This window comes from Nitrosospira multiformis (genome assembly GCF_900111585.1).
Classification (GTDB): domain Bacteria; phylum Pseudomonadota; class Gammaproteobacteria; order Burkholderiales; family Nitrosomonadaceae; genus Nitrosospira; species Nitrosospira multiformis_B.
In genome coordinates this window covers 16059-31448 of sequence record NZ_FOHI01000009.1, presented here as the reverse complement: position 1 = coordinate 31448, position 15390 = coordinate 16059, and the positions used below count along the sequence as shown (strand labels likewise).

General features: G+C 53.2%; 16 protein-coding genes. 14 read left to right on the top strand and 2 right to left on the bottom strand.

What is annotated here, in order from left to right; translation table 11 throughout:
- The 10 genes from BMW46_RS12550 to BMW46_RS12505 all read left to right on the top strand — a co-directional run bounded on the left by BMW46_RS12550 (position 1) and on the right by BMW46_RS12505 (position 10109).
- Positions 1-564 carry a sigma-E factor negative regulatory protein gene (locus BMW46_RS12550; protein ID WP_074709011.1) on the top strand — a complete coding sequence of 188 codons (564 nt, stop codon included), beginning with the start codon at positions 1-3 and terminating at the stop codon, positions 562-564.
- Positions 565-573: 9 nt separating this feature from the next.
- The gene (locus tag BMW46_RS12545) at positions 574-1563 is read left to right on the top strand and encodes a MucB/RseB C-terminal domain-containing protein (protein WP_074709010.1); all 990 of its coding nucleotides are present in this window, start codon (positions 574-576) and stop codon (positions 1561-1563) included.
- A gap of 123 nt (positions 1564-1686) precedes the next feature.
- A complete protein-coding gene (locus BMW46_RS12540; protein ID WP_074709009.1) occupies positions 1687-3108 on the top strand; it encodes a DegQ family serine endoprotease in 1422 nt (473 codons plus the stop codon).
- Entirely contained in the window at positions 3109-3378 is a 270-nt protein-coding gene (locus BMW46_RS12535; protein WP_074709008.1) for a glutaredoxin family protein, read from the top strand.
- Between the two features lie 250 nt (positions 3379-3628).
- On the top strand, positions 3629-5425 hold the full coding sequence (lepA, locus tag BMW46_RS12530; protein ID WP_177171094.1) for a translation elongation factor 4: 1797 nt from the start codon (positions 3629-3631) through the stop codon (positions 5423-5425).
- 108 nt (positions 5426-5533) lie between these two features.
- The gene (lepB, locus tag BMW46_RS12525; protein ID WP_074709006.1) at positions 5534-6340 is read left to right on the top strand and encodes a signal peptidase I; all 807 of its coding nucleotides are present in this window, start codon (positions 5534-5536) and stop codon (positions 6338-6340) included.
- A 73-nt stretch (positions 6341-6413) separates the two neighbouring features.
- The gene (rnc, locus tag BMW46_RS12520) at positions 6414-7106 is read left to right on the top strand and encodes a ribonuclease III (protein WP_074709056.1); all 693 of its coding nucleotides are present in this window, start codon (positions 6414-6416) and stop codon (positions 7104-7106) included.
- A 114-nt stretch (positions 7107-7220) separates the two neighbouring features.
- Positions 7221-8129: a GTPase Era gene (gene era, locus BMW46_RS12515; RefSeq protein WP_074709005.1), complete on the top strand. Its 909-nt coding sequence runs from the start codon at positions 7221-7223 to the stop codon at positions 8127-8129.
- A 232-nt stretch (positions 8130-8361) separates the two neighbouring features.
- Positions 8362-9090 carry a DNA repair protein RecO gene (recO, locus tag BMW46_RS12510; protein WP_074709004.1) on the top strand — a complete coding sequence of 243 codons (729 nt, stop codon included), beginning with the start codon at positions 8362-8364 and terminating at the stop codon, positions 9088-9090.
- 158 nt (positions 9091-9248) lie between these two features.
- Complete coding sequence (locus tag BMW46_RS12505) at positions 9249-10109, top strand: MBL fold metallo-hydrolase (protein ID WP_074709003.1); 861 nt, start codon at positions 9249-9251, stop codon at positions 10107-10109.
- A 99-nt stretch (positions 10110-10208) separates the two neighbouring features.
- On the opposite strand, the gene BMW46_RS12500 is transcribed toward BMW46_RS12505, so the two are convergent.
- Positions 10209-10583 carry a YidH family protein gene (locus tag BMW46_RS12500; protein ID WP_074709002.1) on the bottom strand — a complete coding sequence of 125 codons (375 nt, stop codon included), beginning with the start codon at positions 10581-10583 and terminating at the stop codon, positions 10209-10211.
- Between the two features lie 288 nt (positions 10584-10871).
- On the opposite strand from BMW46_RS12500, the gene pdxJ reads away from it, so the two are divergent.
- From pdxJ to BMW46_RS12480, 4 genes are all read left to right on the top strand, one after another.
- Positions 10872-11597 carry a pyridoxine 5'-phosphate synthase gene (pdxJ, locus tag BMW46_RS12495; protein ID WP_074709001.1) on the top strand — a complete coding sequence of 242 codons (726 nt, stop codon included), beginning with the start codon at positions 10872-10874 and terminating at the stop codon, positions 11595-11597.
- Complete coding sequence (gene acpS, locus BMW46_RS12490; protein ID WP_074709000.1) at positions 11594-11971, top strand: holo-ACP synthase; 378 nt, start codon at positions 11594-11596, stop codon at positions 11969-11971. The genes pdxJ and acpS overlap by 4 nt, the downstream gene beginning before the upstream one ends.
- Positions 11972-13021 (top strand): beta-N-acetylhexosaminidase, encoded by a 1050-nt coding sequence (gene nagZ / locus BMW46_RS12485; protein ID WP_074708999.1) that lies wholly within the window; start codon positions 11972-11974, stop codon positions 13019-13021.
- 275 nt (positions 13022-13296) lie between these two features.
- On the top strand, positions 13297-13731 hold the full coding sequence (locus BMW46_RS12480) for an Hsp20/alpha crystallin family protein (protein WP_074709055.1): 435 nt from the start codon (positions 13297-13299) through the stop codon (positions 13729-13731).
- Between the two features lie 183 nt (positions 13732-13914).
- Here the strand turns inward: BMW46_RS12480 and BMW46_RS12475 are convergent, their stop codons facing one another.
- Positions 13915-15381, bottom strand: coding sequence for a DUF4139 domain-containing protein (locus tag BMW46_RS12475; protein ID WP_074708998.1), 1467 nt, complete (start codon positions 15379-15381; stop codon positions 13915-13917).
- Positions 15382-15390: the final 9 nt, after the last annotated feature.

Below are 15390 nucleotides of genomic sequence, written 5' to 3'. Positions count from 1 at the left end.
ATGCAAGAAAAAATATCGGCATTGATGGATGGTGAACTGGACGCGGACGATGCGTCGGTACTGATCGAGCAATTCAAGAACGGGGAGGAATTACGGGAACACTGGATTGCTTACCACCTGATCAGCGATGCGTTGGGTCAATCGGAGGTCAAACCACTCGACATTACGCGACGAGTTAACGCAAGACTGGTAGCGGAACCTACGGTATTCGCAGTATCAAGCGCAACATTGCGTTATCCGGCACCGAAGCGCAGGCCAGGCGCCTATGCTGCCGCGGCCTCCATCGCGGCAGCAATGGTGGGTGGGTGGATAATTCTGCAAACGACGCACGAATCGGATCTTCTGAGGCAGAATCTGGCCACCAACAGGACGTCGCCCTCGACTTCTGCAGCCACTATGGCGCCTGTTGCCACTTATCCTGCAATTCCTGCCAAAGCTTCCATCGCTGCGTCCGAATCTGCGCAAATCAACGACTATCTCCTGGCGCATCAGCAATTCTCGCCTAGCACCACCATGCACGGGGCAATTCCTTTCATGCGTACAGCGGCGGAAAGCGCGCGATAACGTTCACAGATGACACAGGTTTCACTGTCTTCCCTGTTGCTGACAGTTATCGTTCAATCCGCATTCGCGCAGAATCCCTCCAGTTCATCTCCTCCCTCATCCCCCGAGGCGCTTAACTGGCTGCAAAAGATTGCCGCCGCGCCCCGCCATTACAACTATGTCGGGACATTCGTCTATTCGTCCGAGGATCAGATAGAAACATCCCGCATCATCCATCTGGTGAATGAGGAAGGTGAGCAGGAAAAAAGCATGGTGCTGGATGGTCCTCCCCGTGAGATTATCCGCAACAACGACGAAATGAGATGTTATCTTCCGGAAAACAAGACCGTGGTGACGGAAAAACGATGGTTGCGAAAAGTTTTTCCCGCACTGCTGCCTCAACCGCTGATCAATCTCGACGACAACTATATCGTCAAAAAGGGCAAGCAGGAGCGGGTCAGCGATTATGTCAGCCAGGTCATCGAGTTGGAGCCCAGGGATGACAAGCGTTATGGTCAGAAATTATGGATGGACCCCAATACCGGCCTGTTGCTGAAAGCCGCCGTAATGGATAAGGGCCGGGTGGTGGAACAATTTGTATTCACCGACCTGAAAATTGGCGGTGAAATAGACAAAGATCTGTTGAAATCCCAATATTTGGGCCAAGCTGCCGAATGGCGCAAGACAAATCTTATCTCCTCGACACAGGGGAGCGGAAAACTTGGCTGGCAAGTCAAAGACCCGCCTCCAGGATTCAAAAAGATTGTGGAAATGAAACGTAATCTCTCCGGTAAATCACGTCCTGTTGCGCATATTGCTCTCTCGGATGGTCTTGCCGCCGTCTCGGTATTTATCGAGCCGAGTTCGGGAGAGGCTTCCTCTCCTGTCGAGGGTCTCTACCACAGCCGCGGCGCGATCAATATCTATACACGTACTCTCGGTGACAATAGGGTAACTGCCATAGGTGAAGTACCGCCAGCCACCGTAATGCAAATCGGCAATTCTGTTACCAGTCGTTAGGTCATCAAGACAGTCCGATCGCGGCCCGGTCTGAATGCGGATCTGGTACTAGGTACTACTATCCCATGATTTTGGGCAGATGGATGAAGGGTTCACCCGTTTTTACTCCATGGAAGAAAAAGTATGATTGCTAAATTTTTACTGATGGTGCTGCTTGGATTATCTACGAGCGCGTTCGCGGAGACGCCAGCGCGCGAATTGCCGGATTTTACCGGGTTGGTCGAAAGAGAAGGACCTTCGGTCGTAAATATCAGCACCGTTCAGTCAGGCAACGCAACCACGGAACGGGCTTTCCCGGGAATGCCGAACATACCCGAGGATGATCCGTTTTTCGAGTTTTTCCGGAGACACATGCAGCCGCATGGAGGAATGCCACGAGATTTCGAATCCAAATCGGTAGGTTCCGGCTTTATTATCAGTTCGGACGGCTATATTCTGACAAATACCCATCTGGTGGATGGAGCCGATGAAATCAATGTGAAGCTTACGGACAAGCGGGAGTTCCGGGCAAAGCTGATCGGCGCGGATCGCAAGACGGACATCGCCCTCCTCAAGATCGATGCTATGGAACTGCCGAAAGTTACCCAGGGGGATCCCAACAAAATGAAGGTGGGAGAATGGGTGGTAGCGATCGGATCACCCTTCGGCTTTGAAAACAGCGTCACTGCCGGGATTGTCAGCGCCAAAGGACGCTCTCTGGCACAGGAGAATTTCGTACCCTTCATCCAGACGGATGTCGCGATCAATCCCGGGAATTCCGGTGGACCGCTATTCAATATGAACGGTGAGGTGGTCGGTGTCAATTCCCAGATCTACAGCCGCACTGGCGGATTTATGGGTTTGTCATTCGCCATTCCCATCGATGTTGCCCGCGATATATCGAATCAGCTGATTGCGAGCGGCAAGGTAAGCCGAGGCAGAATCGGCGTGCTGATTCAGGAAATCACAAAGGAACTGGCGGAATCGTTCGGTTTACCCAAGCCAGCCGGCGCGCTGGTAGCTTCTGTCCAGAAAGGCGGTCCGGCAGACAAGGCAGGTATTCAAGCACGGGATGTCATTCTCAAGTTCGACGGCAAGACCGTGAATTCCTCGGGCGACCTCCCGCGCATAGTTGGCTCGACCAAGCCAGGCACGAAAGTGCAGATGCAGGTGTGGCGGAATGGGTCGACCAAGGAGTTTACGATTACAGTGGATGAGCTTCCGGAGGATGAAAAACCAGCGGCGCGTTCTGGAAAGCGGGGCAAGATGCCGGATACGGCAAATCGCATCGGCTTGAGCCTGATCGAGTTGACTCCGGATCAGAAGAAGGAACTGGAAACTGAGAGCGGGCTTCTGGTCGAGGATATGGTGCCTGGTATCGCAAGCCGCGCGGGGGTCAGACCCGGCGATGTCATTCTGAGCATCAATAATCAGGATGTCAAAACGGTTAATCAATTCAACCAGTTGCTCAACAAGGTCGAGAAAGGACGCAATATCGCCCTGCTGGTCAAACGCGGTGATACAGCCACCTTCATCACCATGAAGATGAATGGTGAACACAAATAAATGACTGCTCCCGATCCTGATCTCCCTGTCTTGTTGACAGTCTATGGCCGGGAGCACTGCCACCTCTGCCAGGACATGCTCGCAACCCTGCAGGAATTGAAAGCAAGCTATCCTTTTCAGCTCGAGGTCGTGGATGTGGATAGCGACAGCGATCTGCAATCGCGCTACGGGCAACGCGTTCCGGTGTTGATGGCCGGGAACAGGGAAATTTGCCACTATCACCTCGACCTGAATGCGTTTGGCCGGATATTTCAGCGAATCGAAAAATAGCACTCCTGTTCTTTTGTGGAAACGGGGGCCGCCTCCTTCCCCTTTATCATCGGGGAAGGAGGCGACTCGGCAGGTGCTTATTTCCTCAAAATTCGATAAAATGTCCGTCTTGAACAAGAATTTGCAGGGACCGGATATACGTGCGACCAGAGGGCCACGCCATGAGAGGGCACACCATGTGCCCTTTTTTGATTGCCGGTGAATTCCGGCATCGTCCTGTTATCACCCTCTTCCCTTGCTATCCCGATCCCTGATGCAGCACATCCGCAACTTTTCCATCATCGCCCATATCGATCACGGCAAGTCCACGCTCGCGGACCGCATCATCCATTTATGCGGAGGGTTATCCGACCGGGAAATGGAAGAACAGGTGCTGGACTCGATGGAACTGGAGCGCGAGCGCGGAATCACCATCAAGGCGCAGACGGCGGCTCTGGAATACAAGTCCCGTGACGGCAGTAGCTATCTCCTGAATCTGATCGATACGCCCGGCCACGTCGACTTCTCCTATGAAGTATCGCGCTCGCTCGCAGCCTGCGAGGGAGCCCTTCTGGTGGTTGATGCTTCCCAGGGCGTGGAAGCCCAAACCGTTGCAAATTGCTACACCGCAATCGAACAGGGCGTAGAAGTCATACCGGTATTGAACAAGATCGATCTGCCCGCTGCCGAACCGGAACGCGTCATCAAGGAAATTGAAGATATCATCGGCATAGAAGCGCAGGATGCCGTGCGGGCAAGCGCAAAAACCGGTTTCGGTGTGGAGGATATCCTGGAAGCGGTCATTTCGCGTATTCCCCCACCGAAAGGGAATCCGGAAGCACCCCTGAAAGCCCTTATCATCGATTCCTGGTTCGACAACTATGTGGGCGTGGTAATGCTGGTGCGGGTAATGGATGGGGTATTGAAGCCCAAGGACAGAATATTGCTGATGGCCAGTAAAACTACCCATTTGTGTGAACAGGTGGGCGTATTTACGCCCAAATCCAGAAACCGGGGATCTCTCAGCGCCGGTGAAGTGGGCTTCATTATTTCCGGAATCAAGGAGTTGAAATCTGCCAAGGTCGGCGATACCGTAACACTCGCTGACCGCCCCGCCCCCCAACCGCTGCTCGGCTTCAAGGAGATCAAACCGCAGGTGTTCGCCGGGCTCTACCCCGTTGAATCCAACCAGTACGACGCCCTGCGCGATGCGCTGGAGAAGTTGAAACTCAATGATTCTTCATTGCAATACGAACCGGAAACGTCGCAGGCGCTGGGGTTCGGTTTTCGCTGCGGCTTTCTCGGGCTCCTTCATCTCGACATCGTACAGGAAAGACTGGAGCGGGAATACGACATGAACCTCATCACCACCGCGCCAACGGTGGTGTATCAGGTGGTGCTGCGCGATGGATCAGTCATTGAAATCGAAAACCCATCCAGATTGCCTGATCTCTCAAAAATAGAGCAGATTCGGGAGCCGATCATTACGGCAACCATCCTCGTCCCGCAGGAATATGTCGGATCGGTCATTACGCTTTGCATCAGCAAGCGGGGAATCCAGAAGAATATGCAATATATGGGGAGGCAGGTCATGCTGACCTATGAAATCCCGCTCAATGAAGTCGTCATGGATTTCTTCGACAGGTTAAAATCGACCAGCCGCGGTTACGCTTCACTTGATTATGAATTCAAGGAGTTCAGGGCTTCCGATCTCGTCAAGCTGGATATCCTCATCAATGGCGAGCGTGTGGACGCCTTGTCGCTGATTGTGCATCGTGCGAGCAGCCAGTACCGCGGACGGGAACTCGCTCAGAAGATGCGTGAACTGATTCCCCGGCAGATGTTCGATATTGCTGTTCAAGCCGCCATAGGCTCGCACATTATCGCCAGGGAAAGTATCAAGGCTTTGCGCAAGAATGTGCTGGCCAAATGCTATGGCGGCGATATCACCCGTAAACGCAAGCTTCTGGAAAAACAGAAAGCCGGTAAAAAACGCATGAAGCAAGTCGGTAACGTCGAAATTCCGCAGGAAGCGTTTCTCGCTATTCTGCAGGTTGGAGAAAAGTAGTTCAAACAATACGATGGCTCGCCTTCAACAAGGGGCACATGCTCACCGGGAAAATCCCGTTTCCGCGCGAGCAATGGACTGTTCACCCGAAGGGAATAAGGAATAAGAATGAACTTTCCGCTCATTATGCTGATATTGCTGTTAATCACCGGCAGTATCGCCCTGCTCGATCGTACCGTGCTGCAACGACACCGCGCGCCGGGAGACCAGGGGCCATGGTGGGTGGAGTATCCGAAAAGCTTTTTCCCGGTGATTCTTGTCGTGTTCTGCCTGCGTTCTTTCCTGGTTGAGCCTTTCAAAATCCCCTCGGGCTCGATGATTCCGACTCTGCTGGTAGGAGACTTCATTCTCGTCAATAAATATACTTATGGTATCCGGTTGCCGGTCGCCAACGTCAAGTTGATGGATATAAACACCCCTCAGCGTGGGGAGGTCATGGTTTTCCGCTACCCGGTGGATCCCTCCATGGATTACATCAAGCGTATCGTGGGGGTACCGGGAGATATCATCACCTATCGCGACAAGCAACTGAGCGTCAACAACGTACCGGTGAGAATGGAGCCGAACGGGGAATATACCTATGTGGAATCAGGCCTGAAATTCGTTTACAGCCGCAGCTACACGGAGTCACTCGGAAATCACCGCTATAATGTCCTTATCAATCCCCAAGAGGAGCATAGTATCCAGCTAGGGGGTGTGCTCCCCTTCCCTCATCATGAAAATTGCAGCTATAACGATCGTGGATTTACCTGCAAGGTTCCTCCCGGCAACTACTTTGCAATGGGAGACAACCGGGACAGCAGCAGTGACAGTCGTTATTGGGGATTCGTACCCGACCAGAACATTGTCGGCAAGGCTTTCATGATCTGGTGGAATTTCAGCGACCTGAAACGCATCGGATTATCGATCAAGTAATTCGGGCGGTAATCAGGACCTTGAGCATGTGGCTGATCAGCTCGCCACAATTGGTCGGAGGGAACGCGCAAAATTGGGGACAGCTTACCGGAATACGGAGAGTGCGGCACTGTGTCGGAAACTCGGTCACACCTTCCATCGGCCCGAACTGCTGCGGCAAGCGCTGACGCACCGCAGCCACAGCCTACCTCACAACGAACGGCTTGAATTTCTGGGTGACGCCGTCCTCAACTGCGCCGTCGCCGGATTGATATTCCATCATTTTCCTGATCTCAGCGAAGGTAGTTTGTCCCGGATACGGGCGAACCTCGTAAACCAGAAGATGCTGGCCGAACTGGCGCAAACGCTTGAGCTGGGAAAGCTTATCCGATTTGGCGAGGGTGAGCTCAAAAGTGGAGGAGACAAGCGGCCTTCGATTCTTGCGGATGCGCTGGAAGCTGTGATTGGCGCCATATATCTCGACGCAGGTTTTGAGCAGGCCGAGAAGACAGTTGAAAATCTTTTCATTCCCTCCCTGGGGGAGCTGAACACCCATGCCCTCGGCAAGGATCCCAAAACCCTTTTGCAGGAATATCTCCAGAGCCGCAAGCTGGCGCTGCCCCGGTATGCTGTCGTTGCTACCCGAGGCGAAGCTCACCAGCAGCAGTTTCAGGTGGAATGCGTGATTTCCCGGCCTGAAATCCGCACTCTGGGCGAAGGCGCGAGCCGTCGCAGTGCGGAACAGGACGCGGCCAGGCAAGCTTATGAGCAACTCCAGTCGCATTAGAAACACCTTTCGTGCTTTCCTAGACTGTGAAGCACTTCCTGGCAGAGCCAAAATATTCCAACAGCAAGGCTGCGAGGGATTTACCCAACTGTATATGGCGCAAAACCTTTTCTGATGAACACTGAAGCTCCCCTTGCAGACCCCGTTTATCGCAGCGGTTATATTGCCATCGTTGGCCGTCCCAACGTGGGAAAATCCACCCTGTTGAACAGGCTGGTCGGCCAAAAGATCAGTATTACATCAAAAAAATCCCAGACGACTCGGCATCGCATACACGGGATTTTCACTGATGCATGCTCCCAGTTTGTTTTTGTCGACACCCCGGGCTTCCAGACGCGGCATACAAGCCGTTTGAACAGCGGAATGAATCGTCTGGTTACCCAGACGCTGCGGGATGTGGATGTCGTGATACTGGTGATTGAAGCGATGCGCTTCGACGATCGCGACAAACTGGTGGTGAAACTCCTGCCAAAGAACAAGCCTGTGGTTCTTGCCCTCAACAAAATAGACCGCCTGACGGATAAATCCCAACTGCTTCCCTTCCTCGAAAAGATGTCAAAGGAATTTGATTTCGCAGCCATGGTGCCGGTAAGTGCCGAGAATGGAGAGCAGTTGCCCGAATTGAGAGCTGCGATACAGCCGCACCTGCCGCAAAATCCGCCACTATTCCTGGAAGATGAAGTAACCGACCGGGATGAACGCTTCATAGCCGCGGAACTGGTTCGCGAAAAATTGTTCCGGCTGTTGGGAGAAGAGATTCCTTATTCCACCAGCGTCATCATTGATCAGTTTGTGATGGAAGGCGAGTTGCGCAGGATTCACGCTTCCATTGTGGTGGACAAATCCAGCCAGAAAGCGATTGTCATCGGCAAGGACGGAGAAAAATTGAAGCTGATCGCTACCCAGGCGCGCAAGGACATGGAAGAAAGCTTCGGTGGCAAGGTTTATCTCAAGGTCTGGGTAAAGATCAAAAGCGGCTGGGCCGAAGATGCACGGATGCTGAAGACGCTCGGGTATGAGTAACCCTTGGAGGGTGGAGCAGTGCCTTCCGAAGGAAGGTGCGACTCTGGAGCGGGTTACTGGCCCCATGAGTATTAAGTTTCTGCACCGCTCGATCACTTTTCTGGAATCCCGTATACAACGATTTGGGGCGCTAGCGCGGAGGGGGAGCAGTGTCTTCCGAAGGAAGATGCGACCCCGGAGCGGGTTGCGAGAAACCGCATAAGCGAAGATCGTAGCCGGTGCTCGCTAAAACATGAGCGTAGATAAACAGCGTCAAGAAGCACAACCCGCTTTTGTGTTGCATAGCTATCCTTATCTTGAAACCAGCCTTATCGTGGAAGTTTTCACGCAAAATTCCGGACGCATTGCCGTGGTTGCGAAAGGCGCCAAGCGTCCGACATCTGCACTACGGGGATTGCTGCGCGCATTCCAGCCTCTCCTGCTGAGCTGGGGAGGAAAGTCCGAATTACGCACTTTGCACAAGGCGGAATGGCAGGGTGGGCAATTACCCTTACAGGGAACTGCCCTGATCTGCGGATTTTATCTCAATGAACTTTTGATACGGCTATTGCACCGTAATGATCCGCACGAACGATTATTTGCCTGCTATCAGGAGGCCTTGTCCGATCTGAGTACGGCAAGCGACTACATTCCCATACTACGCAGCTTCGAGCAGCGTCTCCTGGAGGAGATGGGCTATGCCTTGACGCTCGATCGCGATGTTTCATCGGGAAAACTGATTAAACCAACCCAGACGTACTGCTACGAAATCGAGCGAGGACCCGTTGCGTCGAGCAACGGCGGCTGTCCTTTTAATCTCCAGTTAAGCGGAAAAACACTGCTGGATATGAGTCAGGGAGACTATTCAGCCCCTTTGACCCGTCTGCAGAGCAGGATCCTGATGCGCCACCTGCTCAGCCACTATCTGGGAGATAAGCCATTGCATACACGCCAGTTACTGAAAGAGTTTCAGCAATTGTAACGCTCGTCCCTGCGGAGTAGGGCGAGGGTCAGCAGGCGGCATGAGAGTAAGCCTTCCTCACGGAAGAGTGCAGCGCTGTGTTCAGCGTAGAATTCCCAGACTTTATTTAGATCGCCTTGCTTCCGGATATCCCAATCAAGCCTTTGAAGAGAGAGAAAATGAAACCGAATATTGAAGCTTTTTTTGACGGCGCGACCTGGACAGTAAGCTACGTAGTTTTCGATGAACCGAATGGATATTGTGCAATCATCGATCCAGTACTGGACTACGATCCCAAATCAGGCAGAACGCGCACTACCTCCGCCAATAAACTGATCGCCTTTATCGAGGAAAAGAATCTGGCGACAGAATGGATTCTGGAGACTCATGCGCACGCCGATCATCTCACAGCAGCACACTATCTTAAGGGAAGATTGGGGGGCAAGACGGCGATCGGGAAGGAGATTCCCCTCGTGCAGGAAACCTTCAAGGAAATATTCAACCTTGAAGCAGACTTCACGCCGGATGGCAAACAGTTTGACCATTTATTCGCCGATAACGAAGTTTTCAGCGTAGGCAAACTGAACGTGAAAGCGCTCTCGACACCGGGTCATACGCCGGCGGACTTGTCCTATCAGGTAGAGGAAGCGATCTTTGTCGGCGATACCCTGTTCATGCCGGACGTCGGTACGGCGCGCGCCGATTTTCCGGGAGGGAATGCACGCAGACTATTCCGGTCAATAAGGAAAATACTGGATTATCCCGCGGATACCCGACTGTTCATGTGCCATGATTATCCGCCGCAAGGCCGGTCCCCTCGGTGGGAAACGAGTGTAGGGGAACAGCGTGCAAATAACGTACATGCGCGCGACGCCATTGACGAAGACCGATTCGTCGCGATGCGTGAAGCGCGCGATCGGACGCTCGAAATGCCCACGCTGCTGCTGCCGTCGATCCAAGTGAATGTGCGCGCGGGCCTCATGCCGCCGCCCGAGAATAACGGTATTTCGTATCTCAAAATACCGTTGAACGTCATCTGAGCCATTACACACCTGTCAGAGACGGCAGAAATGGCGGCAGCCGATTCAGGAGCTAGGGCCTGTTAACCCCTTTCTGACATGATCAACTCCCTATATGTTTCATGTAAACAAGAGGTAAGCCGCCAGCAGAAATCCTATGGTAGCAACCGATAAAGACAGGAACGATGAGAGCCAGGGTAAGGACAGCTTGGGCAAATCCTCAGGCGGCAATGAGCTTACATAATGTCTGTGATTGAGCAATGCGCCGAGAATGGTCGCGGTGCCTGAGAGCACAAGAATAATGCCGAACACACCGGAGATTCCATGAGCGCTGGCAGTACCTCCATTTTTGGAAATTTCCCCGGAAACCACAAGAAGATTCAGAAACAGACCGAAGCGGGCGACGACGAAACCAAGTGCGATGATCGTTAGCCCCGTGCGCACCCATGCCAGAAGTGTCCGCTCCGCCGCGAAGAAAACGCGCGGGTCCGACATTTTCTCCAGATCCCCCTTTCCTCCTCGCAGGTTTTCAGACGCGGGATTTATAGTCGCCCTCTTCAATCAAATACGGACCAGCCAGGAGTAACGACCCAAAGAGTAAAGTCCCCAAGGCAATCAACTTGGCGATCCGCTTTTATGTACATACTGTCTTCGCCGCATACGCTATTATAATATAGTCATTTTTTGCCCGATCTCTCTTGCCTCTTCCAGATGTGCGGGAGAGCAAATATCATTCAGGCAATCGTTGAAAAAAGCCGAATCAGGAAAACTCTCGCCACTATCATGATCAAACTCGGCGTTAATATCGATCACGTCGCCACCTTGCGCCAAGCGCGCGGTACAACCTATCCCGATCCAATAGAGGCGGCACTCATTGCTGAATCGGCCGGAGCAGATGCCATCACCTTGCACTTGCGGGAAGACCGGCGCCACATACAGGATAGAGACGTGGAAATCCTGCGCGGCGCGCTCAAGACCCCCATGAATCTGGAGAGCGCGGTCACGGATGAAATGATCGGATTTGCGCTCCGCATCAAACCCCACGATATCTGCCTTGTGCCGGAACGGCGCGAAGAATTGACAACCGAAGGCGGACTCGATGTGGTAGGGCATTTCGAGCAAGTGCAACGCGCATGCCGCAGGCTGGCTGAAGCCGCCATCCGGGTTTCACTCTTCGTCGATGCCGAACCCGCGCAGATCGATGCGTCCGTCGAGGCCGGCGCACCGGTCATCGAAATTCACACGGGACATTACGCCGATGCCCAAACGGCAGACGAGCAGCAAGGCGAGCTGGAGCGGGTCCGGGCGGCGGTAAGCAAGGGCTTGGGCCAAGGGCTCACGGTCAACGCAGGGCACGGATTGCATTACCTGAATGTTCAGGCAATTGCAGCAATCCCCGGCGTGTCGGAGCTCAACATCGGCCACGCGATCGTGGCTCGCGCATTGTTCGTAGGCTTCGAGCAGGCAGTCCGGGAAATGAAAAACCTGATGCTGGAAGCATGTAAATGATCTATGGGATCGGAACCGATCTGGTTGAAACCTCGCGTATTGCGCACCTGCTGGAAAAATACGGAGAGCGTTTCGCTCGGCGCCTGCTGACAGACGAGGAGTGGCCGGAATATGCAAAAAGCATGCAGCCCGCAATGTTCCTGGCGAAGCGTTTTGCCGCCAAGGAAGCCCTCGCCAAAGCCTTTGGCACGGGTATTCGTCATCCTGTCAGCCTGAGCCATATCGGAGTAACTCATGATACCTTGGGCAAACCTTATTTCAAATTCCACCCTGAATTGCATACCCTCGCCCAAAACGAAGGCATCACCCGTCACCATCTCTCCATCAGTGACGAATTGAACCTCGCATGCGCTTTTGTCATATTGGAAAAATAAATGTCGCTCGGTCCCGTCATGCTCGATATCGAAGGCACGCAACTCACCGCCAACGATAAGAAAAAACTCCGGCACCCGCTGGTTGGAGGGGTGATCCTGTTCACGCGCAACTATTCCTCGCTTGCGCAACTCCTGCATCTGACTGCTGAAATCCATGCGCTGCGAACGCCGCCGCTCTTGGTCGCAGTCGATCACGAAGGAGGCAGGGTTCAACGTTTCCGGGAAGATTTCACGCGCCTGCCCCCCATGCGAGAACTCGGCAGGATCTGGGATGAGCATCCTGCCCGGGCGCGGCATCTGGCGCATCAGGCGGGATATGTCCTGGCGGCGGAACTACGGGCTGCGGGCGTGGATTTCAGTTTTACACCAGTCCTGGATATGGATTATGGCCAAAGCAGCGTCATCCGCGACCGTGCTTTTCACCGTGACCCGCAAGCCATTGCCGATCTGGCCCATAGTCTGATGAGCGGGTTGAAATCAGCCGGAATGGCAGCGGTGGGCAAACATTTCCCTGGTCATGGTTATATCGAGGCCGATTCCCATTTCGAAATGCCGGTGGACGAACGAACTTACGCACAGATTGAAATGGATGATCTCATTCCATTCCGTAAAATGATCGGTTTCGGCCTTACCGGGATGATGCCTGCCCACGTCATTTATCCAAAGGTGGATGCATTACCGGCCGGTTTTTCCGAAGTATGGCTCAAAAAGGTTTTGCGGGGTGAGCTGGGTTTCGAAGGGTGTATCTTCAGCGATGATCTGAATATGGCGGGAGCAGCTTTTGCAGGCAATCCGGTGGAGCGGGCCCAGAAAGCATTGCATGCGGGATGCGACATGGTGCTGCTGTGTAATAACCCGGAAGCAGCCGAAATGCTGCTCGCGGATCTACACTGGGACCTGCCCGCCCTCGGGGTGATTCGTCTCGCCCGCATGCGTGGACGGCCAAACCCGGATTCGCTGGTGAAACTGCACGAAAACCCGAACTTCGTCAGTGCCGTGGAAAAAATTGCAGGTATCGGCGTTCGCAGCGGTGAGTTGCCGCTGGTGTAGCAAAATCTGAAACTCACCTTCCATATCCCCGCTCATCCTGCCACGGCGGGTTTCCTCTGTTTTGCGACTCTCATCCGCAGCAGCAGCTCCAGCGTTCTCTGCCACTTTTCACTATACGACCGCACCTAGGAAGCTGCTGAACAAATCCCGAGGCTGAGGGTGGCAAAAAAATCGAGGGGATCGGTTGAAAAATAGCCAAACGAACCTATATTGATTAATAAGTGCTGATTCACAGCATCAGCTTGATGTCAGACATTTATTTCAAAGGAGATATTATGGCTATTAGTCGGTATGAACCGTGGAGCTTGCTCCACCAATTACATCGGGAACTGGATCGTGCGCGGGAGAACGTTGCCGGCGATGGCTCCGCCGCGACCGCTGAATGGGCGCCAGCAGTGGATATCAAGGAAGAAGCGGACAAGTTCGTTCTTCAGGCTGATCTTCCCGGCGTAAAACCCGAAGATATCGATATCAGCATGGAAGAAAGCATGCTCACGATCAAAGGCGAAAAGAAAACCGAGGCCACCACCGAGAAGGAAGGCTACAAGCGTGTCGAGCGCGCCTATGGCTCCTTCCACCGCCGTTTCAGCTTGCCGGACACTGCCAACGCGGACGCGATATCCGCCAAGTCCAACCTGGGCGTTCTGGAAATTATCATCCCCAAACGCGAACCGGTCCAGCCGAAAAAGATCAACGTGACCGTTCAATAAGAGTATTAAACCGGCTGACAGAGCCCGGTGGAAGCGAAGCTCCACCGGGTTTCCTTTTTTGGATCGACGTTCTTTCCACTTGGTCCTCACCCCTCACCTCATCCCTCAGCCTGTTTCCAGCTGCTCGAAAGGGATAAGGAGATAGGGGATAAGGCGTAGAGGCTAAAGACTATAGGGACTTTTTCAGAAGTTTTTTACACGAACCCGGTAGTTCAGAACATTATGGCCGGCGGGAGGAACAACCACTTTCCATTCCGCCATATTCGAAGAAACCTTGTTGTGTGCTTGCGATTCGGATACGACCTGCCAATCCCCGGGTATTGGTTCCCGCACCGTCACTGTGACAGTTTCTTTGCGGGCATTGCGCAAAAGAATCTCAAATGCGCTTTCGAACGTGTTCCCCTCCCGCGAGTCTTTCAGTCCTTCTCCCGCCAACTTCAGGAAGTCCGTCTGTTTTCTTTCCACTGTTACATCGAATGCATTTCCCGGTTTCAGCCGGACAATTTCACCTGCAGCCGAATGATCCACCTGATCCTCACCCACAAACTGGATATGGCCGCGTAAGTCTTTTTTATATATTCGTGCTATTCCTGCAGGCAGGGGAATTCCCAGTCCTTCTCCCTTGTTCCTGAATTCGAGGAATACCGCCGGCTTCAGCTTCTGCCCTATATCAGCATATTTCCCGGAGTAGTAATAATCGGAACCCATCAAGACCAGTTCCTTCTTCACCGGTATGCGGGTTGCAGACATCAGCTCTACCTGCCTGATCTGGTTCTCCGCCAGCGTTATGGGGCGATCGAGGGTATAGAGGTGATATTCAAGCAGCGGCTCCTGTTTCAGGTCGGTCGCCTCGGCCATTTTTGCCATGGCCATGACATGGCGCGGTACAGGCGCGCCTTGACGCACCTGGTTGACATCCCCTGCAACCAGTTGCAAGGCAGCGTTCAGGTAGGCTGTTCCACTTTGATTGGTTATGGTCGCCCAGCCCTGAATATCCGCATGATCCTCGCGCTCATTCAATTCCACTGCATAATCCGCTCGCCAGGATAACCCCGTTGTCAAATAGGAAAGTTCCAGGTCCTGTTCGCCGGCAACCGGATTGACAAAGGAAATAGCCAGACTGGGCTTGTCCTGTAATCTCGCGGGAACAGCGGGGAAAGCCAATCGGTCCAGATGGGGGTTGCCGATTTCAACGCGGTCCGCATACTTGAACACTCCGCCGTCATGTGCGGAAAGTACTATAGCGGTCTCTCTACTCTCCTTCCCTGTCGCTGGATTCGCATGAATGACCGTTACTTCCTTGCCGATGTATCGCTCCAGCAGTTTTCCAGGGGTTAACAGATCGAGGTCGAAACTCAGTTCCTGTACGCGAAATCCACGGAAATGAGCAGGATTACGCAATCGTGCCGTTTCCGGACGTATCTGCTTTGCAACATCAAGCCAGATGAGTTGATTGAAATCACGCGCGAGACCAAGGTGGCGCGTATCTTTTATCAAACCCAGGTTATTGCCATAAATCGTGATGGCAACCTCTTTCTGTTGCGAAGTATCAGCAATTCTTTCATCTTTCCCGGCAGGTAGCCCCGCCATGCTGTACGTAGAGAACAGGATAAAGATCAATCCGCACGCAAGCGACATCATATGATCCATTAATATTTT